Raw genomic sequence first — 21,073 nt, 5'->3', positions numbered from 1 at the left:
ACAATGCCACCAGCGGAGTATCATAGCCATTAACCGAGTAATTTAGTCAAGTATAGTTCGATTATGATCACAATTTCTGAAACTGCACAAAGTCACTTTGCCAAACTATTGGCTGATCAAACTGAAGGCACAAACATTCGTGTTTTCGTTGTAAACCCTGGTACTTCTCAAGCTGAATGTGGTGTGTCTTACTGTCCACCTGATGCTGTTGAAGAAACTGATATTCGCCTACCATTTAATGGTTTCGACGCGGTTGTTGATGAAGAAAGCGCACCATTTTTAGATGAAGCTGAAATCGACTTCGTAACTGACAAAATGGGCACTCAGTTAACACTTAAAGCGCCTAACGCTAAAGCTAAACGTCTTAAAGATGATGCTTCTTTAGCTGAGCGTGTTGAGCATATGCTAACGACTGAGGTAAACCCACAACTTGCCAATCATGGCGGCCAAGTAAGCCTAGTTGAAATTACAGCTGAAGGTATCGCTGTGGTGCAATTTGGTGGTGGCTGTAATGGTTGCTCAATGATCGATGTAACGTTAAAAGAAGGCATCGAAAAAGAGATGGTTGCTAAGTTCGAAGAGATCACTGGGGTACGTGATATCACAGAGCACCAAGCTGGTGAGCACTCTTACTATTAATTATGTTGAAGCCCATAATTTACCGTCTAGGGCAACAACCTAAACTCAGCCTCAAACGCTTTTTTATCGGTTTGGGGCTGTTTGCTGTCGCAGTTGCTTTTATTGCTTGGGGTTATTATCACCAACCCTGGGTGCAAATAATTGGCCTGGTATTTCTCGCGCCAGCAATTTTCTTTGCTGGTTGGGGCTATTTAGGTATCTTTGCTAACCGCTTCTCACAAGTTATTGCAACAATAAACCCTGCCGTTGAATTTGACGATAACGATAAGCCAAAGTAACGCCTCTCAATAACATAAAGCAACTCATGGCAAACCAAATACCATGGTTTTCATACTCTAATGTAAGCCAAATAGGCACCATAAACCCAAAAATAGCAGAAAAGAACATGCTATTACGCATATCTTGAGCTCGGGTTAAGCCGACAAAAATGCCATCGAATATAAAGCACCACATTGCCAATAGCGGTAAAAGAATAAGCCAGAATAGATAAGCTTTTGAGGCACTGATGACCTCTGGAATGTTTGTTAAAAGCTGAACGATGCTTAACCCAAACACAGCAAAGACTAAGCTATAAAGCAACGCGAACAGCCCCCCCCAAAGCAAACTTAACTTTACCCAGATTTTAACCTTTACTTCTGACCCTTCTCCCTTCGCCTGACCTACTTTTGCTTCTGCGGCATACGCAATGCCATCTAAAGCAAAACTCACCAACATTAAAAAGTTTAATAAAATGGCGTTGACTGCCAGTGTTGTTTCACCCAATCGTGCACCATAAAAAGTCATAAAGCTAAAGCAGAGCTGTAATAACAGTGAGCGAATAAAAATATCTCGATTCAGTGATAACAATGTCAAAAACTGCGCTTTGTTTGGCAGCAGCCAACGCCAATTAACTTGATGCTGTGCCAGTTGCTTTTTAATTAATACAATCGCGACTAGCAGTGCCGTGTAATCTGCAATCACAGATGCCCAAGCGGCTCCTGCCACTTGCCAATCGAAACCAATCACAAACAGGACATCTAAAATAATGTTAGTGATATTTGTAAATAGCAGTAAGTAGAATGGTCCTTTTCCGTATTGCATACCCAACATAAGACCCAAAAGCACCAAGTTCGTCATCGCCGCAGGTGCACTAAATATTCGAATTTCAAAATAGCTTTGTGCCTGGGAAAAAACATCTGGGGATGCATTCGATAAGGCTTTAATTGCATCCAACAACCAAGGAGAGATTAAGATTAATGAGATTGAGAAAGTCCAAGCAATCAATAAACTGGCTAATAACTGCTGTTGTAATCTAGGCCAGTTTTTTGCCCCATAAGACTGCGCAAGCACGCCCGTGGCACTCATTCTTAGAAAGCTTGCAAGCCAAAATAGCAATGAAATACTGCCCGACCCTAATGCGATACCAGCCAGAAAGTGAGCTTCTGATAAGTGACCGATCACCGCTGTATCAACTAACCCTAACAATGGCACAGAGATATTTGATAAAATCATCGGACCCGCTAGCAATAGCAGACTTATATGGTACGTTTTATGATTTTTAAATATCTCTTTCATTGTTTTGTTTTCGCTTTGTTATTGTTTTCAACCCCATCTCTATCAGCGGTGATTTTACAGTATCACCACGTCAGCGAAAAGCTACCAGCGGTAACATCAGTGAGTGAAGAAACGTTTCAAACTCACTTAACCTACCTAAAAGAAAATGACTTTAATGTTATTCACTTGGATAAGTTACTTCATCATACACAACAAGGTAAGGCACTGCCTGCCAAAACCGTGGCCATTACTTTTGATGATGGTTACGACAATAACATTGAGCAAGCGGCGCCTATTCTCGAAGCATTTGGCTACCCGTATACTATTTTTGTAAACCCTCAGCTTATCGATGAAAACAAATCATATGTGATGACTTGGGACGAACTCAGAGCTTTAGCAAAACGCGGCGCATTAATTGCTAATCACAGCGCAAAGCATGATTATCTACATTTAAAACAAGGCGGTGAAACCCAAACGCAATGGTTGAAGCGCGTCCGTGAAGATATCCTATTCTCAGAAAAGCGCATCAAAGAAGAAGTGGGTCATAATGTAAAGTTGCTCGCCTACCCCTATGGTGAGTTCAATAGACAACTACAAAACCTCGTGAAAGAACTCGGTTTCATTGGTATTGGGCAGCACTCTGGTGCGGTGTCAAAATTTACCGACTATACACGCGTCCCACGATACCCTGCATCAGGCTTTTACAGTAAATTAGATACCCTAAAAACCAAATTACACTCACTACCTTTTGCTATCTCGGAGCTTGCTTACACAGACTCTGTGACAACTCATCCAACACCTACTATTGAGATCGAGTTTGCCAGTAAAGATTTTTACCAATCTCAATTTGCCTGTTTCGTGTCAGGAATTGGGCGTGCTGATATTGTTTGGAAAAATGAGAAAAGGGTGTCGGTGACTTCACCTGAAGATATTAAAAAAGGCCGTACACGTTATAACTGTACAGCCCCTTCTATAAAACACCCCGGTCAGTTTTATTGGTTTTCACAACCTTGGGTGCTGCAAACTAACGACTAGTAGACTTGAGCAGATATGCTGCCACACTTTGTAGTGGTAGCACTTTTTGTGCAGCGTTCATATCTACAGCGGCTTTTGGCATCCCCCACACAACACAGGTTTGCTCATCTTGCGCAGCAGTTTTAGCTCCTGCTTCTAACAAACCTAACATCCCTCTTGCGCCATCGCTACCCATGCCTGTCAGTAGCACTGCTGATACATATTTTGCAAATGGCTTCAAGGAATCAAACAACACATCTACCGCTGGTTTATGTCTGTTTACGAGCTCACCATCGTCTAAAACACAGACTTTATTTAGCCCTTTACTGACCACTTTTAAGTGTTTATCACCTGGCGCAATATAAACTTTGCCAAACTCAAGAATATCTCCATCTTCGGCTTCTTTTACATGCATTGCACAGGTCTTATCCATCCTCATTGCAAACGACGTACTAAATACAGGAGGGATATGCTGAGTAATGACGATAGGTGGTGCATCTTTTGGCATCTGAACCAAAACCTCTTTAATTGCTTCAGTGCCACCTGTTGAAGCACCAATAGCAATAATTGAGTTTCGTTCGAACGCTTGCCCTGATGGTAGTTGCGCCTTATGCGCTGCAGCCTCAGACGTACGATAAGGTCGCAAGCGGGCAGTTGCAGCTGTGCGTACCTTTTCTTGCACTGTTTCTGCATAGTGTTGCAGCTGTTCAGCTACATTGACTTTGGGTTTGGCAATAAAGTCAACGGCGCCAATCTCTAGTGCCTCTAAGGTAATAGGAGAGCCTTGTTGTGTTAATGTAGAAATCATCACAACAGGCATTGGACGAAGACGCATCAAGTTTCTTAAAAAGCTAATGCCGTCCATTTTTGGCATTTCAATATCTAGCGTAATCACATCTGGATTAAGCGACTTTATCATCTCTCTAGCTTGGTAAGGGTCCTCAGCACTCCCTACCACTTCAAGATCAGTAGCCTGCTGGATCACCTCTGTCAGTATCCCTCGGATTAAAGGCGAGTCATCAACAATTAAAACTTTTATCATGCCAACTCCTAAAACAGCTCAATGTCTGTCTGTGCATCTTGCGATTCAATATCATGTAAATAACGCACTTCTCGTCTTTCAATCGTGTCGTTATGCATTTCTCTTAATTTCTTAACTTGTGCACGACCTGTTTGTGGATGAAATACCACCTTGCGTGGCCATGGACCACCGACATCATGAGAAACTAGCTCGAGTCCTTCCTCTTGTATGTAAGCATGTGCGAAACGAATATTGCCAACACCAATATCTGTCATAGAGCGAATTATTTTACCACCACCAAAAAGTTTAACTTTCAGATTAGCTTTTGATGCACCGTTCTTGAGCACTTCATTGATTAGGTATTCCATTGCCCAGTTTCCGTAACGGCAAGTTAAATCATCTGCATGAATTTCTTTAATCCCTTTTGCTGCTGGCAGCATAAAGTGGTTCATTCCACCTACGCCCAATTTATCATCATATACACAAGCAGCAATACATGATCCTAGTACAGTTGAGATTAGCTCATCATTTTTTGAGACATAGAACTCTCCTGGTAACACTTTGGCTATCACACAGCCTCTTCCTGAATCCCAAAAACGTTTGACGTGCTCAAAGCCGCTGATAACCGGCTTAAATCGATTATCCATACTATACCTTTTGATACATGGTGCGGCCTAAGTTCTTAAACTCATGGTGTTCTTTACCCATGGTTTCTGAGTGACCAATAAATAAGTGCCCATCTTCACCCAGCATTTGGTGGTAACCTCTAAACAACTTATCTTTTGTTTCCTTATCAAAATAAATCAGCACATTGCGGCAGAAAATCACATCAAAAGGCCCTTTCATTGGCCATTTTTCAAGTAGATTTAACCTTTTAAAAAAGATTAATGACTGCAGGTTTGGCTTAACCTTGTATGCTTGATTATCAGAGCTTTTCAAAAAATACTTTTTCAAAACATCATCATCAAGCCCAGTCACATTGACAGCATCATAAACACCACTTTGCGCCTTTGCGAGCACATTGGAATCTAAATCTGTTGCGAGAATTTTCACATCCCAGTCAGATGGGAAACGGTTTGCGATTGTCATGGCGATACTATAGGGTTCTTCACCTGTAGAACAGCCAGCCGACCAAATACGTATTCTCTTTGAGAGTTTATTTTCTTCTAGAAGCTTAGGAATAACCGTATTCGATAGATATTCAAAATGATGATTTTCTCGAAAGAATGAAGTGAGGTTTGTCGTGATAGCGTTAATAAATTGACTGAACTCTTGTTCTTCATTCTCTTCTAAGAAGCTTAAATATGAAGAAAATGAATCCAACTGATTTGCCCTAATACGCCTCGCCAGTCTTGAATAAACCATTTCCCTTTTATGAGGACCAAGAACAATACCACATGCTTTATATACTTTTTGTGCAATGGTCTGAAAATCCTGATCAGATAGTGCAAATTCTCTCATCATTTATCCTATAAACAGGCAACACTGAAACGAGTGATTCAACAAGAAAGGTGATTTAAGATTTGAAGGTGCTCACAATAAGCACCTTCTTCATACCTAATTAAAACTCTTCCCATTCATCAGAGCTATCTGCGAATTGATTAGCAGTCGCTACAGGATTCACAGGAGACTTCACTGGTGACTGGATCTCTGGCTTAGTTTCTTGAACAGCCGAAGGCGTCGGAGCTATTCTCGCTGGTGCTTTGTTTGGCTTAGCCTCTGAAAGCATCATCGATGTTGAAGTCGAGTCATCGATTGTAAAGAAATTAAGCAAACGGCGCATATCATTAGCTTGCTCTGCCATAGACTCACCTGCAGCAGATGCCTCTTCAACTAATGCTGCGTTTTGTTGCGTCATTTCGTCCATTTGTGTCACGGCTTTATTGACTTGCTCAATTCCAGAACTTTGTTCAACAGATGCTTCAGCAATATCTGAAATCATGTCAGTAACACGCTTCACCGACGCGACAATGTCTTTCAACGTTTCACCTGACTCATTCACGAGTAGTGTTCCGTCTTCAACTTTACTTACACTATCGCGGATCAAGTCTTTGATTTCTTTCGCAGCACCTGCTGAACGCTGTGCCAAGTTTCTAACCTCACCTGCCACAACTGCGAAACCTCGTCCTTGTTCACCAGCTCTAGCCGCTTCCACAGCTGCATTTAATGCAAGCAGATTGGTTTGGAAAGCAATCTCATCAATAACCCCAATGATATCAGCAATCTTTTTACTAGATTCATTAATCCCAGACATACTCTGTACTGCACGGTTCACAACTTCGCCACCTTGCATTGCCTTGGAGCTTGTTTCTTCTGCAAGTTCATTGGCAACTTTTGCATTATCTGCATTCTGACGAACAGTACTTGTCATTTGCTCCATACTTGAAGCTGTTTCTTCAAGCGAAGATGCTTGTTCTTCTGTACGCTGACTTAGGTCTGCATTACCTTGCGAGATTTCTTCAGCCCCACTGGCCACAAGAGTCGCGGACGAACTAATACGATTAATGACCTCAGTTAATTTATCCGCTGTCACATTCGCATCGCGTTTCAACTTATCAAATGAGCCGTGATATTCCTGCGTAATTCTTTGTGTTAAATCACCATTCGCCAACGCATCAAGCATTTGTGCAGTGTCTGTTACTGCATCATCAACAATGCTGACCAGTTGATTTAAACCTTGTGATAATCTGAGGTAGAAGCCTTCCTTACCCGATTCATTAATTCTCTGAGTCAAGTTACCTTCAGAAGCTGCACTAACAAGATCTGCAACCTCTTTCTCTATTACAACTTCACTTGTTCTATCATTCCATTCTACGATGGTGCCAATTCTTTCATTTTCATCGTTGAAAACTGGGTTCGCAACCAAAGCAAAAGTTCTTCCACCGACAACGATTTCTGTTTTATAAGTAGAACTTAACCTTTCTAGCATCGCCCTTTGATGCGCTGGATTCTTATGGAAAATATCTATATTAGCACCCAATAACTTGGATGAATCAAAGTTAGGCAAGTCTTTCTTCAGGTCACTTTCTGCATTGCGCATCATGCTTACAACAGCGTCATTTAAATACACAATGTTAAATTCAGCATCTGCTATCATTGCATTTGTGGTGACATTATCGAGTGCACTCTTAACACGAGCGTTTTCATTCGCAAGCTTCGTTGCAGCTTCTTCTGCTGCAAGTCGTTGGGTCTTATCGTCCCACTCAACTACGGTACCTACTTTCTCGCCTTGTTCATCATAAACAGGGGTTGCGATTAAACCAAAAGTAAACCCAGCAACATTAATATCTGTTTTATAAGTATCTGTTAAGGCATTAAGCATCTGTCTTTGGTGCGCTGGGTTTGCATGGAAAACATCAATGTTCTCACCAATTAAATTACTTGCATCAAAGTTTGGCAGTGCCGTGCGTAACTGCGCTTGATTATTACTCAGCATTTCAAGTACTGAGTGATTAGCAAAAACAATATTTAGATCTGTGTCAGCCAACATGACATTTGCTTGGCAAACATCTAATGCACTTGTAATTCTGGCATTGTGCGCTGCAGAAATTTGTTTTTCTTTCTCGAAGGCAATTTGTTCAGTGAGGTCTTTCCATTCAACAAGCGTTGCTATGCGCTGTTGTTGGTCATCAAACACGGGGGTGGCTATAAGATCAAATGTTAAACCTGCTACGGTAATTTGTGTTTTATAAACCGTTCTTAAGTTGGCTAGTAAGCCCCTTTGATGACTTGGATTTTTATGGAATACATCAATATTCTGGCCTACTAGAGAAGCAACACTGAAGTTCGGCAGATCTCTTTGCAATTTATGTTCATTGGCAGAGAGCATGTCCGTTACTGAATCATTCAAGTAACTTATGTTTAAATCAGCGTCGGCAATCATAATATTTGCCTGACATACTTGTAGTGCACTAATCATGCTTTCAACAAGTTGCCCATCATCCACCATCTCTGCTTCTGTATCGTCTGCAACCAACACAGTTCGTAATTGAGGGTAGGCATCTAAGTGTAATCGCTGTGCGGCTTCTTCATCTTTAAACTTTAACAAGTTTATTGCACTATCAACCGTTTCTAATTGTGCAGCATAAGTGCTGAAACTTTGCTTTAAATAAAACATGACCGCTAGAGTGATGACGAAAGGCAAGGCTAACCCAACCGCATTTTCACCACTCAATGGCACACCTAAAATTTGTAGTGCAATTGCGATTGACGCCACTATAACTACCGCTGCTATCAATAGCTTATTGGTTATTTCACTTTGAACGTTTCTACCACTCATTTTGACCCTACCCGTGCTTATTTTTTACTCTAAGTTTAAAACGCTTTCCAAATTAAGAAGAACAACCATTTTCTCCCCAACATTAACCAATCCATGAACAAACTCGGCGTTATCTGAATCTTGAAAATCAGGCACATCTTTAGCCTGCTCTTCAGAAATGCTATATACATCTGAGACAGCATCAACCACGATACCCATCACTTTGTTCTGACCATTTATTTCAACTGCGACAACAATAACAACAGTAAGTGGACCATACTCATTATCTGCAATACCAAATCGTAGTCTTAAATCTATAATCGGCACAATTGTGCCACGAAGGTTAATGGCACCTTTCACAAAGCTTGGTGAATTAGGGATTGCAGTGACATCTTCCCATCCACGGATCTCTTGTACAGCCAGAATATTCATTCCGTACTCTTCACCTGCCATCATAAATGTCAGGTATTGATTCTCGTCGTGCTGACCTTCCAAGATCAATTGCTGATTTTGTTCTGCCTGTTCTGACATTTATGCTGCCCCCCCTACTGCGTTTTGCTCGACAATTAAGTCTTGGGAACCTGGTCTTTTTAAACCACTTAATTTAATTAAACCACTGATATCAATAATCAAGGATACTCTGCCATCACCTAAGATAGTTGCCCCAGAGATACCATCAACTTTTTGGTAATTCGCTTCAAGGCTCTTAATGACCACCTGCTGTTGAGCAAGTAAATCATCGACCAATAAGCCAACTTTATGGTTATCACTTTCAACAACCACGAGTAATGTTTTATCTAACTCCTCAATGGCACCGTCATGATTGAAAATATCGTATAATCGAAGTATAGGAATATATTCATCTCTAAGCCTTAGCACATCGAGGTCTTTCCCAACTCGGCTGACTTTACTAATATCTATTTGTAATGATTCAACAATTGAAATGAGCGGGATTATGTAGGTATGTTGCGCAACCTTAACTAATTGCCCATCCAAAATAGCCAACGTAAGCGGCAAGCGAATTGTAAAGGTTGATCCAACTCCTGGTGCCGAGGCTACTTCAACCGAGCCGTTTAACGCTTGAATATTTCTTCTGACAACATCCATGCCTACGCCTCGGCCAGATATATCACTTACTTCATCAGCCGTAGAAAAGCCTGGCATAAAAATTAGCTCGTTTATTTCATCTGGCGAGAGTTCATCAGTTTCTTGAATAAGACCATTAGCGATGGCTTTACTTCTTATTTTTTCAGTATTTAAACCTTGTCCATCATCCATTATCTCAATGACAATGTTACCGCCTTGATGGAACGCATTTAACGTGACAGTACCAACAGGATCTTTACCTGCAGCAATACGCTGCTCAGGTGTCTCTAACCCATGATCTAAAGAGTTTCTAACAAGGTGAACCATGGGATCTGATATTTTTTCCATTACGGTTTTATCAAGTTCAGTTTGTTCACCTAATAATTTCAGTTCAACTTGCTTACCAAGTTTTTGAGATGTGTCTCTTACTAGTCTTGGGAATCGACTAAACACGAAACTAATCGGCAGCATGCGGATCCGCATGACATTTTCTTGCAAATCCCTTGTATTATGTGCAAGTTGAGCTAACCCTTCTTGTAATGCTGTAATCGTTGACTCGGTAATTTCTTGCTCACCAATTTGGCTCAACATGGCTTGTGTTATCACAAGCTCACCCACCATATTAATTAACGAATCAACTTTATCTATGCCAACACGGATAGAGGTTGCTGAAGAGTCGGATGGTTTCTTAGCCTCTGCTTTTTTCACAACAGGTGCATTTGTCACGTTTGACGTGACCGCTTTGCTTTCAGGCTCAGAGGTTTCTAATCTACTTTCAGATTCAGTGGACACCGGAACTGAGGGAGTGGAGTCTTCATCATTTGATAAGTCAGATTCAAATAATCCACCACATAAAACGATGTCTATATCGGCATCGTCTTCAACCCACTCAAATATTTCAGAAATCGCAGATTCAGGCTTAGATGTCGTTAAGAAAAAGCGCCACGCTAAAAAGCACTCTTCAGCATGTAATGAATCTATATCGGGTATGGCATCATAAAATGCTTGAGTCTCTAACTCACCTAGCTCGGCAAGTTCTGAAATCATATATAAGGGTTCGTTACCCGTTTTAAATAAATGAGGATGAGGCTTAAAGTCAATTTGGTAAGTATTTTCGCTTTGTGTTTCTGGAGTATCTGAGTTGGTTGAATCAATATCTTCAGAAAGACCCAAAATAACTTCAAAGCGCTTTCTAATTTCATCGGCTTCTGTTAAGTCTGGCTCTTGCTCTGCCTGTAACGCTGCCAACATGCCTCTAAGGCAATCAACTGACTTCAGTAAAAGGTTTACATGTTCCGCTGTTAATGCACGTTGACCATCTCTGATTTGATCTAATAATGTTTCTAATACATGTGTGAAATCAGAAACAGAAGTAAAACCGAATGTGCCACTTCCTCCTTTTATAGAGTGCGCAGCACGAAAAATAGTATTGATGGTTTCCATGTCTTCATTGCCGGGCTCTAAGTTTAGGAGCTCCGCTTCCATTGCATCTAAACCTTCGAGACTCTCTTCAAAAAAGACCTCGAAAAACTGACTTAAATCAATACTCATAATGACATCCTAGCTTAGCGAATAACTTTTTTAAGAACAGCTAGTAACTGATCTGGGTTAAAAGGTTTAACAATCCACCCTGTTGCGCCTGCGGCTTTACCTTCAGTTTTTTTGTCTAAACCTGATTCGGTCGTAAGCATTAGTAGTGGTGTAAACTTATAGCTAGGTAATGTTCTAAGCTCTTTAATAAGTGTAATCCCATCCATCACAGGCATGTTGACATCGGAGATCACGGCATCAAAGCTTTGTTGCTTAGCAATACCTAAAGCCTCACTGCCATCCTTTGCTTCAACTACTTCAAAACCCGCTTTCTTTAAAGTAAAGCCAACCATTTGTCGCATAGATGCTGAATCATCCACTGCCAAAATCTTTTTCATAATGACCTCTTAATTCACGCCGATAGGGCGAGTAATTCTGTTAAACCAAGCTCATCAACCGCTTTATTAAGCGACTGACTTTCACCATGCCAACGAATTCCATTGTTAATTTCAAGAAGATGCTTTTGCAAAGCACATAAAACTTGTATTGATGCTGTGTCTACACGTATCACATCTGACACATCAATACTGACATCGTGCTCAGCATGAAGCACTTGCAATACCTGTTGATGAAACTCTTCAACATGACTTATTGTGAGTTCTGAAGGAAGTTTTAACATGCGCGATGCGCTCTCCTTGTGTAATTTTTATATTTTTAGCTTAGACCCAGTTAGCAGAAATGCCATAAAAGTTATTAACTAAAAGCTAAAAATAATTAGGGTGTTAGCTCGATTTATGAATAAATCACAAAGTCCACCCAGTTTATCCAAGCACTCTAATACACGATAGCATTAAAATCTTTTATTACTTGCGCTGCATCAATTAATGGTACTTCATTCGCTGCAAATTTAGCCTTAAAAATACCACTTAGATTTCCCTGTGGGTTAATCAGTGCAACTGAAGCACTATGATCCACATAATATTCTCTTTCCTTACTGTTATTGATTGCATATATCAAGCCGATATTTCTGACAAAAGGAAATAGGTTTGCATGCTCTGCCGATACCGCCTTAAAGTCTGAGTTGAAATAGTCTATATATGCCTTGCGCTGTTGCTGAGTATCTCTATTAGGATCGACCGAAACAAACCAAACTTTAACATTATGTTGTTGTGCTAATTCAGTATGTATCTCGGTAAGCTTTGCTAGTGTCATTGGACAAATATCAGGGCAACTTGTGTATCCCAAAAATATCAATGTCCACTGCCCAAGTAAGTCTTGCTTTGTGACTGTATTGCCATGCTGATCTTGCAAATTAAAATCTTGGATTTCTTTTGCTTGTTTATAGTGAATAGCATGCTCTGAAACAGGTACACCTTTATCACATCCAAACAATAATAAAGCTAGCAAAAACAATATGTAGCGCATCAAAGGATCCATTTATCAATAAATAGCGATATAAAGAGTAGCAGCAAATAAGTAATTGAAAAATGAAAAAGTGCCATCGCAGCTTCATCTGAACGTTTTATATACAGAACAATGCTTTTATATAAAAAAATACTGTTAAGTATAAGTACACAAAGCAAATATATGTTGCCTGACATAGTAACTAGATAAGGCAACAAGCACACTACAAATAAAAGTATTGAATAAATTACAATGAAGAATCGAGTAAACTCACTACCATGTGTCACAGGTAACATAGGTATATTGGCGCGTTTATAGTCATTCCTTCTTGCTATGGCCAAAGCCCAAAAGTGTGGAGGCGTCCAAATAAAAATGATCATGACTAACAGCCAAGCTTGCACATCGAGCTGACCTGTTTCACTGATCCACCCCAATAATGGTGGCATTGCACCCGCTAAGCCACCAATAACAATATTTTGTGGTGTGGCTCTTTTTAAAAACATGGTGTACACCACCGCATAACCGACTAACGCGCCTAGAGTCATAAAGAGCGTTAAGGTATTGCTCCAATAAAATAACGCCACACTTCCTATCAAACCGATGAGTGCTGCAAACCCAAGCGCTTGTTTCACGCTAAGCTGAGTTTGCGCTAACGGCCTATGTCGTGTTCTTGCCATTTTTTTATCTATCTCGCGATCTACGACATGATTTATCGCAGCGGCCGATGCTGACAATAGCCCTATACCTAATAAACTCATGCTTTGCTCAAAGAGCGTTCTGTTCATATCAGGTGCAAGCATTAATCCAACCCAAGCAGTAATGACTAGCATCACGACTACTTTTACTTTACAAATCCCCAAGTACGCAGATAAATTAAATGATTGGAACAGTGCTTCGGGCTTGAGAGTAAGACTTTTCATACTGCCTCCTTGGTGATTTTATAAGTAAGTAAAAACCATAAAAATAAGCTAACAATCAGCAAACATGCCGCCATTAAATTATGAAAAAGTGTAATTAATATTGGAAATTGCAGGTGCACGATCAATGCCCCTAAAAACAGCTGAAGAACTAAGCCTGCAATAAGTAAACTTGCAGTATTCTTTAATAGTTTTTCTTTACTGTTAGCCAGCACATGCCATGCCCATAAACCAAGTGTAAGTACTGTGACAACAGCCCACACTCGATGAACCATGTGTATGGATAGCCGAGTTTCAAATGGCAATACACCATATTCATAGTTCAACTCACCAATGGGAAGATGAAATAAACTTTCTACAGAAAATAAATGGATATTCTCACAAATAGGCAATCCGACACAGTGTGGCGCCGCATAATTAGCAGCGACCCAGCCGCCTAACGCGATTTGTAACACCAAGACAATCAAGCTAATTGCTGACAACCTAGCAGGGATTTTTGTAGGAGATACGAGAAAACGCTTTTCTGATGTAAATAAATAGAAACAATGCATTGAAAGTAGAGCCAGAATAGTAAATCCCCCAAGTAAATGGCCCATCACTATAAAGGGCTGCAGATTCATTGTGACTGTCAGCATGCCTAACTTACCTTGCAGTAAAATCAACACAAACAAAGCTATAGTTAACTTCTTAGGCACTTTTTCAACACGCTTCCTGAGCGCAAAATACAGCAAGCCAATCACCAACAGACCTAACGAAGACGCAAAATAACGATGGATCATTTCAATCCAAGCCTTAAAAGGTTCAACTGTACTGCCTGGAAATGCATTAGCTGCCGCTTGTAACTCATCTGCAGTGTTAGGCACCGTTAGAAAACCATAACATCCTGGCCAATCTGGGCACCCTAACCCCGCATTACTCAGGCGAGTATAAGCTCCTAAAGCAACGACACAAAAAGTAATAAATGTGCTAATTACAGTGAGGTAAATATATTTTTTATTCATTATTCCTCCTAGCTACTGCGCGCATAATTAAGTAATTTCTTTAGATCCGATAACAACCCTTTATGTAACACTCTACTTTTTTGCTCGCTTTCTTCGTATGGATAAGCAAGCACAACTAAACCATGATGATCGACAAGATAAAGCCAACCAGCTTGCAACTCTGGTAGTGCCGGATACTGAGTAATTTCATTATTTTCCGCCTCCCCCAAAATCACGAGACTTACTTTGTCTTGTTTTTTACCCAAAGCTTGATACACATTTTGTAAACGTTGATTTTGTTGAGTACACACTAATCCGCAGTCAACTGGGACAGACAATGCGATGCTCCAAAGCGCATGCTCATCAGCCTGCCAGTTGGGTACTTGTATATCGCTACTAAGAAGACGTCCTTTATTCGTTGTGTTGTTTGGTAGCCAGTTTGTCTGAATTGCCGCATACGCTAAAATAAATGGCGTAATGCAACAAATAACAAACATCCACATAGGTTTAAGCTTCATTCGGCACCTCTGTTCTTGTTGCTTTGAATGCGATGAAAGCCGCTGCGACTGCAATTAAAAACCACTGCAAAGCATAGGCATGATGTTTTTCAGGTCTCATTACTACTGGCTGATAGTGTGGTTCAGCAATCACTGCTGAGTTAGGTAATTGATAAAAAATGGCAGGGTAGATATCTTTACCTGTTAAGTTTGATAAGTACAAATGATCTATAAACTGCAACCGCTGAGAGTGAGCTTCAAGCGCTGACTTTGCTAAAGTAAAGTGCTCTAAATGGCGACTTTTTATCACTAAATTTAAGTTTTGAATTTCGTCAAAAGAGAGTGTTTCAGGTTGCCCTCGGCCTTGAAGCGGTATAAACCCTAAATTAACCAAGAGATACTTTTCTAAACCAGCAACTTTAAAAAGAGAAATGACATCAACACCGACACGTCCATCTACAATTCTATTATCTAAAAACCAGGTGTATTGTTGCTCTAGTCTTCCCATTAAAGAAACGGCTTGTCCATGCAACCCTTCAATAGAGCGATTTTGCAATGCTTGGATAAACTCGAACGAAGTCAGCTCAACTTGACTAAATTCATCAAGTTGAAGCTGCTTTTCTTTTGCTCTAGAAAACTGCCAGTAAGACAAACCTAGACACGTTGTCACAACCGTGATGCATACTAGCCAAATGATTATAGCTTGCCATGGCAGCGCTTTGATTAAAGCCATATAAATCCCTCATTTCGCACCTATAAAACGTAAACGAAAACAAATAAACACACCCACACAACATCGACAAAGTGCCAATACCAAGCAGCGGCTTGAAAAGCGAAATGTTTGTCTTCGGTAAAATGTCCTTTTGCCACTCTTATTAATACAATCGTTAATAAAATTGCGCCTATGGTGACATGCATGCCATGAAACCCAGTTAAAAGATAAAAGGTATTGCCATAGATACCTGACTGAAGTGTCAAGTTGAGTGCTTCATATGCATGAACGTATTCTTGGGCTTGAAGCGCTAAGAATATAAAACCAAGTATTACCGTGATTAGTAAGTAAATCGTAAGCGGTTTACGCTTATTTGACTCTATGGCTTTATGCGCGAAATGTAAGGTAACAGATGAAGTAAGCAGAATAACCGTATTAATAAGTGGCAAGCCATACCATGGCATACTCTGTGTTACATCACCGGCGGGTGTAGTAAGTAGCGGCCACATTGCTTCAAAGTTTGGCCATAAAACCTCATTCGTCATCTGGTTATTACTGGCTCCCCCTAGCCAAGGTACAGAAAATACCCTCGCATAAAGAAGCGCACCAAAGAATGCAAAAAAGAACATCACCTCAGAAAAAATAAACCAGCTCATACCTTGTTTGAATGAGCGATCCATTTGCGCTGAATATAAGCCTTTATCTGATTCTTGGATAACATGCTTAAACCACCCAAACAGCATATAAAGTAGTATCAATACACCTAAACTTAGAATAAGAACACCACTTAAATCTTCACTACCCAATTGCATGACGGTCAGGCCTGCCCCAACGGCAATAAAGAACATAGCCACAGCACCTATAATTGGCCAAGGACTTTGGGCGGGCACATAATAACTTTGAGATTGCATAATTCCTCCTAACCTTTGTAAGGTTCGGTTTTCGCGTCATCACGCGCTAACGCGACATCACTGATATCAAAAATGGCGTAAGATAAGGTTAACTCTTGAACGTCTTGAGGTAACTCTGTATCAACATAAAATACGAGCTTAAACTCAACTTCTTGATTAGGTTCGAATGGCTGTCTATCAAAGCAAAAGCAAGCTACTTTATGTAAGTATTTGGCTGCTTTTCCCGGTGAAACAGACGGTATTGCCTGCATCACTCTCTGATATTCACTTAAGTTTTTAGCGACAAAAACAAGCTCTGACATCTCCCCTGGCTTTACAGCGACAGAAAACTGTTTTGCTTTTACGCTAAACGGCACGCCTTGCTTGGTTTGAGTAATAAAACTCACATCAACCATTCTTGATTCATCCACTAGACTACTGGCCTGTGCCGCTTCCATATCAGGCTTTCCGTTTAAGCCTGTTACTTCACAAAAGACGTCGTAAAGCGGCACCAATGCAAAAGCAAAAGCAAACATGCCTACAACAGCAATAATGAGTTTCTTAACAAGTGCCGCATGCATACTATTTAACCTCTGGAGGGGTACTAAATGTATGCAAAGGTGCTGGAGAAGGCACCTCCCACTCTAGCCCTTCTGCACCATCCCACACTTTAGCTGGCACCGATTCACCACCTCGAGCACATTTGAATACGCACCACACAAAAATGAGCTGGGAAAGGCCAAAGGCAAAACCACCAATGCTAATGATGGCATTGAAATCAGCAAACTGAAGTGCGTAATCAGGTATGCGTCTTGGCATACCAGCAAGACCTACAAAGTGCATAGGGAAGAATAAAATATTGACGCTTATTAATGACATCCAAAAATGCCATTTCGCGGTGGTGATGCAGTACATGTGGCCTGTCCATTTAGGCAACCAATAATAAACAGCCGCCATTATGGAAAATACAGCCCCTGTTACCAGTACATAATGGAAGTGCGCCACAACAAAATAAGTATCATGGTATTGGAAATCTGCTGGAGTGATCGCAAGCATCAATCCCGAGAAGCCACCCAATGTAAAGAGCACGATGAATGCGATAGAAAACATCATTGGAATTTCAAAGCTTATCGAGCCCCGCCACATAGTGGCAACCCAATTAAAGACTTTGACTCCCGTAGGTACTGATATCAACATAGTCGCATACATAAAGAAGAGCTCTCCCGCTAACGGCATGCCCGTCGTAAACATATGATGCGCCCAAACAATAAAAGACAAAAAGGCAATAGAAGAGGTCGCGTATACCATGGAAGAGTAGCCGAATAGCTTTTTCCGGGAAAAAGTAGGCACTATGGTCGATATAATGCCAAATGCAGGCAGTATCATGATATAAACTTCAGGATGGCCAAAGAACCAAAAAATATGCTGGAACATAACCGGATCCCCCCCCCCTGCGGCATCAAAGAAGCTAGTACCAAAATACTTATCGGTAAGTACCATAGTTACTGCGCCAGCCAATACAGGCATTACAGCAATCAATAAAAAAGCGGTTATTAACCAGGTCCATACAAAGAGAGGTAACTTCATCCATGTCATGCCAGGGGCGCGTAAATTGACAATGGTTACAATGACATTAATTGCTCCCATGATTGAACTGATGCCCATTATATGAACTGCAAACACAAACAATGCAGTATTGTCGTTACTATATGTTGTGGATAAAGGCGCATAGAAAGTCCATCCAAATGCTGGACCCCCTCCTTCCATAAACAGTGAAGCAAGTAAGATTGCAAATGCAAAAGGTAAAATCCAAAAACTCCAGTTGTTCATTCTAGGGAGCGCCATATCCGGTGCGCCTATCATCATGGGGATCATCCAATTAGCTAGGCCTGTAAAGGCAGGCATAACAGCGCCGAAGACCATGATCAAACCATGCACTGTGGTCATTTGATTAAAGAAATGTGGGTCAACTAGCTGCAGTCCAGGCTGAAATAACTCAGCTCTGATCACCATGGCCATGGCCCCACCAATCAAAAACATCACTAACGAAAAGATTAAATAAAGAGAGCCAATTTCTTTATGATTCGTCGTAAACAGCCAACGCTTTATACCTGTAAGATGCTCCTCATGAGCATGTTCTGAACTTTGAACCTGAGTACTCATGATTATTCTCCTGACGTTTTATCGATAAATGCTTGAACTTGGCTAGGCTGGATTACTTCACCCGTATCATTACCCCAGCTATTGCGTTTGTAAGTGATAACAGCCGCAATTTGTTTGACTGTAAGTTGCTTTGCAAATGCCTGCATTGCTGTACCTGGGCGACCGTTTAGCAGAACATCTATATGCTCATCTAGCTCCCCTTTAACAACCGCATTATCTTTAAGACCAGGGAAGACACCGGGCAGACCCAATCCTGTCGGTTGATGACAAGCTGCACAATATCCCATGTAAACTGTCTGACCTTCTGTCATCAGCTCTTCTTTACTTAGAGTTTGTGACAGTAGAGCTTCGGCCTCTTTCACTGCTTCTGTTTTGGCTAACTGTTGTTCAGTTAACCATTGTTCGAATTTTTCAGGTGAGACAGCTTCAACGACAACAGGCATGAAGCCATGATCTTTACCACATAGCTCAGCGCACTGACCTCGGTAAATACCTTCTTCATTTACTTTGGTCCAAGCTTCATTGATAAACCCCGGATTGGCATCTTTCTTCACTGCAAAATCAGGTACCCACCATGAATGAATAACGTCATCTGACGTCATTAGAAATCTCACTTTTTTGTTTGTAGGTATTACCAGCGGTTTATCTACATCCAATAGGTAGGTCTCTGTTTTTTCTTCCTCATTATTAACCTGAGATAAAGGCGTAGATAACACAGAAAAGAAATCGACGTCATGACCAAGGTATTCATAGTGCCATTTCCACTGTGACCCTGTGACCTTGATTGTTATGTCAGCCTTGCTGGTATCCTCCATAGCAATTAAAGTCTTAGTTGCAGGGATCGCCATGATGACAAGAATAAGAAAAGGAATTGCAGTCCAAACAATTTCTACTTTAGTACTTTCATGAAACTGTGCGGCAACAGCACCTTTTGACTTTCTGTGCTTTATTAAAGCCCAAAACATAACAGAAAATACAATCAAGCCAATGACACAACAGATTAGAAAAATGGTCATATGCAGTTCATAAACACTATGACTTACATCAGTAACTCCTTTTCTCATGTTGTAGTCACTATTGGCTAATGTAAGTGGACTTAACAACAAAAAAGTGAGCAAATAAGCAAATTTACTTATTCTCATACGACGCCCCCATTTATCGACTTCAGCTAGAAGTTCGCAGTTAGAATTATTGGATGACCGTCATAGGATCCGACTAAAGTCGAAGGCAATACATGACCTATTAACAATTAGTCAATAAATATACAATTAGCAAGAAAGGGAAATAGAAGAATTTGATATATAAAAATGGAAAGCAAGAAGAGAAATGGTTAGCTGGCTGAAGAAACTAAAGAGAAGTGCAGCTAACCTATTGTAAAAACAATATTGACGTTACATCCAATTAGAATTTCTTATAACACCTACAGCAAGGCCTTCAATAGCAAAAGACTCATGTTCTAGGTCAACCTCAATTGGGGAAAACTCTTCATTTTCAGCATGCAGAAGTACTTTTCTGCCTTTTTGTTCTAACCTCTTAACCGTTACATCGTTGTCTACTCGGGCAACCACAACTTGACCATTTTGAGCAACTTGCGCTTTATGTACAGCTAAAAGATCGCCATCAAGGATTCCGATATCTTTCATACTCATTCCATCTACACGTAGCAAGTAGTCTGCAGCAGGCTTAAATAAGCTCGGGTCAACTTCATAATGACTTTCGATATGCTCTTGAGCCAAAATTGGCTCTCCTGCAGCGACTTTACCAATCAAAGGGAGGCCAGCATCTTCAGAAGAGCCATCATCGACTAGACGTATTCCGCGGCTAGCCCCTGGCACCATTTCTATCACCCCTTTCTTAGCTAGAGCTTTTAAATGCTCCTCGGCCGCATTAGCACTTTTAAAACCAAGCGCATCTGCTATTTCAACACGAGTAGGAGGCATACCTGTATCTTTTATGAAGACTTTGATGAGTTCAAATACTTGTTCTTGTCGTTTCGTTAGTGGTCGCATACAACTGGTTTTCCATACAGGTAAAGATACTGTGAGTATATACAGTTGTGTCAAAATGGCAAACTAAATCTGGATAGATTTAATGCAATTAAGTGCAAAGTGTTAACGACAATGAGCGAAGCGAATACGTTTGCTTTGCGCAAGGTGAGATAAACCAGTTTAGCTGATGTTGAGACCGTCAGGATTAACCACGGTGAAGGTTGCTCATTTCACCTTGCGCTTATGGTGCAAAATTAGCGACTGCGAACACAGTGAGAGCGCTTCTTTTGCGCAAGGTGAATCAATCCATTTTAACAAGCGCTGAAACACTTATACATATCGATGCGAAAATTCTGCACATAGCAAAAACCCGCTGCATTGCTGCAACGGGTTTCTTTAAGTGCTCGGGGGCGCCTAGCTGGGGCAACCTTTGCTGGCGAT

Annotated in this window: 22 protein-coding genes; 3 read left to right on the top strand and 19 right to left on the bottom strand. The window is 40.8% G+C overall.

Features of this window, described 5'->3' with window-relative positions:
- The first annotated feature begins 63 nt into the window (after nt 1-63).
- Together nfuA and C1E24_RS01875 are read left to right on the top strand one after the other, a co-directional pair.
- Complete coding sequence (gene nfuA / locus C1E24_RS01880; protein WP_138478225.1) at nt 64-639, top strand: Fe-S biogenesis protein NfuA; 576 nt, start codon at nt 64-66, stop codon at nt 637-639.
- A gap of 2 nt (nt 640-641) precedes the next feature.
- Nucleotides 642-917: a hypothetical protein gene (locus C1E24_RS01875; protein ID WP_138478223.1), complete on the top strand. Its 276-nt coding sequence runs from the start codon at nt 642-644 to the stop codon at nt 915-917.
- Here C1E24_RS01875 and C1E24_RS01870 read toward each other — a convergent pair.
- Entirely contained in the window at nt 862-2,193 is a 1,332-nt protein-coding gene (locus C1E24_RS01870; RefSeq protein ID WP_171040722.1) for an MATE family efflux transporter, read from the bottom strand. The genes C1E24_RS01875 and C1E24_RS01870 overlap by 56 nt on opposite strands.
- Between C1E24_RS01870 and C1E24_RS01865 the strand changes: the two genes are divergently transcribed.
- Nucleotides 2,170-3,207, top strand: coding sequence for a polysaccharide deacetylase family protein (locus C1E24_RS01865; RefSeq protein ID WP_240721918.1), 1,038 nt, complete (start codon nt 2,170-2,172; stop codon nt 3,205-3,207). The two genes, C1E24_RS01870 and C1E24_RS01865, sit on opposite strands and share 24 nt — an antisense overlap.
- On the opposite strand, the gene C1E24_RS01860 is transcribed toward C1E24_RS01865, so the two are convergent.
- From C1E24_RS01860 to lexA, 18 genes are all read right to left on the bottom strand, one after another.
- Entirely contained in the window at nt 3,197-4,228 is a 1,032-nt protein-coding gene (locus tag C1E24_RS01860; protein WP_138478217.1) for a protein-glutamate methylesterase/protein-glutamine glutaminase, read from the bottom strand. The genes C1E24_RS01865 and C1E24_RS01860 overlap by 11 nt on opposite strands.
- Nucleotides 4,229-4,236: 8 nt before the next feature.
- On the bottom strand, nt 4,237-4,854 hold the full coding sequence (gene cheD, locus C1E24_RS01855; RefSeq protein ID WP_138478215.1) for a chemoreceptor glutamine deamidase CheD: 618 nt from the start codon (nt 4,852-4,854) through the stop codon (nt 4,237-4,239).
- 1 nt (nt 4,855) lies between these two features.
- Nucleotides 4,856-5,668, bottom strand: coding sequence for a CheR family methyltransferase (locus C1E24_RS01850; protein ID WP_138478456.1), 813 nt, complete (start codon nt 5,666-5,668; stop codon nt 4,856-4,858).
- 100 nt (nt 5,669-5,768) lie between these two features.
- The gene (locus C1E24_RS01845; RefSeq protein ID WP_138478213.1) at nt 5,769-8,486 is read right to left on the bottom strand and encodes a methyl-accepting chemotaxis protein; all 2,718 of its coding nucleotides are present in this window, start codon (nt 8,484-8,486) and stop codon (nt 5,769-5,771) included.
- A gap of 24 nt (nt 8,487-8,510) precedes the next feature.
- Nucleotides 8,511-8,996, bottom strand: a complete 486-nt coding sequence (locus C1E24_RS01840; protein WP_138478211.1) for a chemotaxis protein CheW — start codon at nt 8,994-8,996, stop codon at nt 8,511-8,513.
- On the bottom strand, nt 8,997-11,102 hold the full coding sequence (locus C1E24_RS01835; RefSeq protein WP_138478209.1) for a chemotaxis protein CheA: 2,106 nt from the start codon (nt 11,100-11,102) through the stop codon (nt 8,997-8,999).
- A gap of 14 nt (nt 11,103-11,116) precedes the next feature.
- Nucleotides 11,117-11,479: a response regulator gene (locus C1E24_RS01830; protein WP_058031180.1), complete on the bottom strand. Its 363-nt coding sequence runs from the start codon at nt 11,477-11,479 to the stop codon at nt 11,117-11,119.
- 14 nt (nt 11,480-11,493) lie between these two features.
- Nucleotides 11,494-11,760 (bottom strand): STAS domain-containing protein, encoded by a 267-nt coding sequence (locus C1E24_RS01825; protein ID WP_138478207.1) that lies wholly within the window; start codon nt 11,758-11,760, stop codon nt 11,494-11,496.
- 155 nt (nt 11,761-11,915) lie between these two features.
- Nucleotides 11,916-12,518: an SCO family protein gene (locus C1E24_RS01820; protein ID WP_431188310.1), complete on the bottom strand. Its 603-nt coding sequence runs from the start codon at nt 12,516-12,518 to the stop codon at nt 11,916-11,918.
- Nucleotides 12,506-13,405 carry a heme o synthase gene (cyoE, locus tag C1E24_RS01815; RefSeq protein ID WP_138478203.1) on the bottom strand — a complete coding sequence of 300 codons (900 nt, stop codon included), beginning with the start codon at nt 13,403-13,405 and terminating at the stop codon, nt 12,506-12,508. The genes C1E24_RS01820 and cyoE overlap by 13 nt, the downstream gene beginning before the upstream one ends.
- Nucleotides 13,402-14,403, bottom strand: a complete 1,002-nt coding sequence (locus C1E24_RS01810) for a COX15/CtaA family protein (protein WP_138478201.1) — start codon at nt 14,401-14,403, stop codon at nt 13,402-13,404. The genes cyoE and C1E24_RS01810 overlap by 4 nt, the downstream gene beginning before the upstream one ends.
- An 8-nt stretch (nt 14,404-14,411) precedes the next feature.
- Nucleotides 14,412-14,900, bottom strand: a complete 489-nt coding sequence (locus tag C1E24_RS01805) for a transmembrane cytochrome oxidase associated protein (RefSeq protein ID WP_138478199.1) — start codon at nt 14,898-14,900, stop codon at nt 14,412-14,414.
- Nucleotides 14,890-15,612 carry an SURF1 family protein gene (locus C1E24_RS01800; protein WP_138478197.1) on the bottom strand — a complete coding sequence of 241 codons (723 nt, stop codon included), beginning with the start codon at nt 15,610-15,612 and terminating at the stop codon, nt 14,890-14,892. Before C1E24_RS01800 ends, C1E24_RS01805 begins: the two co-directional genes overlap by 11 nt.
- Nucleotides 15,613-15,632: 20 nt before the next feature.
- Nucleotides 15,633-16,502 carry a cytochrome c oxidase subunit 3 gene (locus tag C1E24_RS01795; protein ID WP_138478195.1) on the bottom strand — a complete coding sequence of 290 codons (870 nt, stop codon included), beginning with the start codon at nt 16,500-16,502 and terminating at the stop codon, nt 15,633-15,635.
- A gap of 8 nt (nt 16,503-16,510) precedes the next feature.
- On the bottom strand, nt 16,511-17,062 hold the full coding sequence (locus C1E24_RS01790; RefSeq protein ID WP_138478194.1) for a cytochrome c oxidase assembly protein: 552 nt from the start codon (nt 17,060-17,062) through the stop codon (nt 16,511-16,513).
- Between the two features lies 1 nt (nt 17,063).
- Nucleotides 17,064-18,644 (bottom strand): cytochrome c oxidase subunit I, encoded by a 1,581-nt coding sequence (ctaD, locus tag C1E24_RS01785; RefSeq protein WP_138478192.1) that lies wholly within the window; start codon nt 18,642-18,644, stop codon nt 17,064-17,066.
- Nucleotides 18,645-18,646: 2 nt separating this feature from the next.
- The gene (gene coxB / locus C1E24_RS01780) at nt 18,647-19,786 is read right to left on the bottom strand and encodes a cytochrome c oxidase subunit II (RefSeq protein ID WP_138478190.1); all 1,140 of its coding nucleotides are present in this window, start codon (nt 19,784-19,786) and stop codon (nt 18,647-18,649) included.
- Between the two features lie 249 nt (nt 19,787-20,035).
- The gene (lexA, locus tag C1E24_RS01775; RefSeq protein ID WP_138478188.1) at nt 20,036-20,653 is read right to left on the bottom strand and encodes a transcriptional repressor LexA; all 618 of its coding nucleotides are present in this window, start codon (nt 20,651-20,653) and stop codon (nt 20,036-20,038) included.
- Nucleotides 20,654-21,073: the final 420 nt, after the last annotated feature.

The organism is Pseudoalteromonas phenolica (assembly GCF_005876835.1).
In the GTDB taxonomy this organism is placed as follows: domain Bacteria; phylum Pseudomonadota; class Gammaproteobacteria; order Enterobacterales; family Alteromonadaceae; genus Pseudoalteromonas; species Pseudoalteromonas phenolica_B.
The sequence above is the reverse complement of the archived record's forward strand: the minus strand, read 5'-3'. Positions and strand labels throughout refer to the sequence as shown.

Coding starts and splice junctions, on each gene's coding strand:
- C1E24_RS01850 (WP_138478456.1), bottom strand. CDS start 5,668: ATGAGAGAATTTGCACTATCTGATCAGGATTTTCAGACCATTGCACAA.
- C1E24_RS01825 (WP_138478207.1), bottom strand. CDS start 11,760: ATGTTAAAACTTCCTTCAGAACTCACAATAAGTCATGTTGAAGAGTTT.
- nfuA (WP_138478225.1), top strand. CDS start 64: ATGATCACAATTTCTGAAACTGCACAAAGTCACTTTGCCAAACTATTG.
- C1E24_RS01845 (WP_138478213.1), bottom strand. CDS start 8,486: ATGAGTGGTAGAAACGTTCAAAGTGAAATAACCAATAAGCTATTGATA.
- C1E24_RS01800 (WP_138478197.1), bottom strand. CDS start 15,612: ATGGCTTTAATCAAAGCGCTGCCATGGCAAGCTATAATCATTTGGCTA.
- C1E24_RS01835 (WP_138478209.1), bottom strand. CDS start 11,102: ATGAGTATTGATTTAAGTCAGTTTTTCGAGGTCTTTTTTGAAGAGAGT.
- C1E24_RS01865 (WP_240721918.1), top strand. CDS start 2,170: ATGATTTTTAAATATCTCTTTCATTGTTTTGTTTTCGCTTTGTTATTG.
- C1E24_RS01840 (WP_138478211.1), bottom strand. CDS start 8,996: ATGTCAGAACAGGCAGAACAAAATCAGCAATTGATCTTGGAAGGTCAG.
- C1E24_RS01790 (WP_138478194.1), bottom strand. CDS start 17,062: ATGCATGCGGCACTTGTTAAGAAACTCATTATTGCTGTTGTAGGCATG.
- C1E24_RS01870 (WP_171040722.1), bottom strand. CDS start 2,193: ATGAAAGAGATATTTAAAAATCATAAAACGTACCATATAAGTCTGCTA.
- C1E24_RS01875 (WP_138478223.1), top strand. CDS start 642: ATGTTGAAGCCCATAATTTACCGTCTAGGGCAACAACCTAAACTCAGC.
- lexA (WP_138478188.1), bottom strand. CDS start 20,653: ATGCGACCACTAACGAAACGACAAGAACAAGTATTTGAACTCATCAAA.
- cyoE (WP_138478203.1), bottom strand. CDS start 13,405: ATGAAAAGTCTTACTCTCAAGCCCGAAGCACTGTTCCAATCATTTAAT.
- C1E24_RS01860 (WP_138478217.1), bottom strand. CDS start 4,228: ATGATAAAAGTTTTAATTGTTGATGACTCGCCTTTAATCCGAGGGATA.
- C1E24_RS01820 (WP_431188310.1), bottom strand. CDS start 12,518: ATGGATCCTTTGATGCGCTACATATTGTTTTTGCTAGCTTTATTATTG.
- cheD (WP_138478215.1), bottom strand. CDS start 4,854: ATGGATAATCGATTTAAGCCGGTTATCAGCGGCTTTGAGCACGTCAAA.
- C1E24_RS01805 (WP_138478199.1), bottom strand. CDS start 14,900: ATGAAGCTTAAACCTATGTGGATGTTTGTTATTTGTTGCATTACGCCA.
- C1E24_RS01795 (WP_138478195.1), bottom strand. CDS start 16,502: ATGCAATCTCAAAGTTATTATGTGCCCGCCCAAAGTCCTTGGCCAATT.
- coxB (WP_138478190.1), bottom strand. CDS start 19,786: ATGAGAATAAGTAAATTTGCTTATTTGCTCACTTTTTTGTTGTTAAGT.
- C1E24_RS01810 (WP_138478201.1), bottom strand. CDS start 14,403: ATGAATAAAAAATATATTTACCTCACTGTAATTAGCACATTTATTACT.
- C1E24_RS01830 (WP_058031180.1), bottom strand. CDS start 11,479: ATGAAAAAGATTTTGGCAGTGGATGATTCAGCATCTATGCGACAAATG.
- ctaD (WP_138478192.1), bottom strand. CDS start 18,644: ATGAGTACTCAGGTTCAAAGTTCAGAACATGCTCATGAGGAGCATCTT.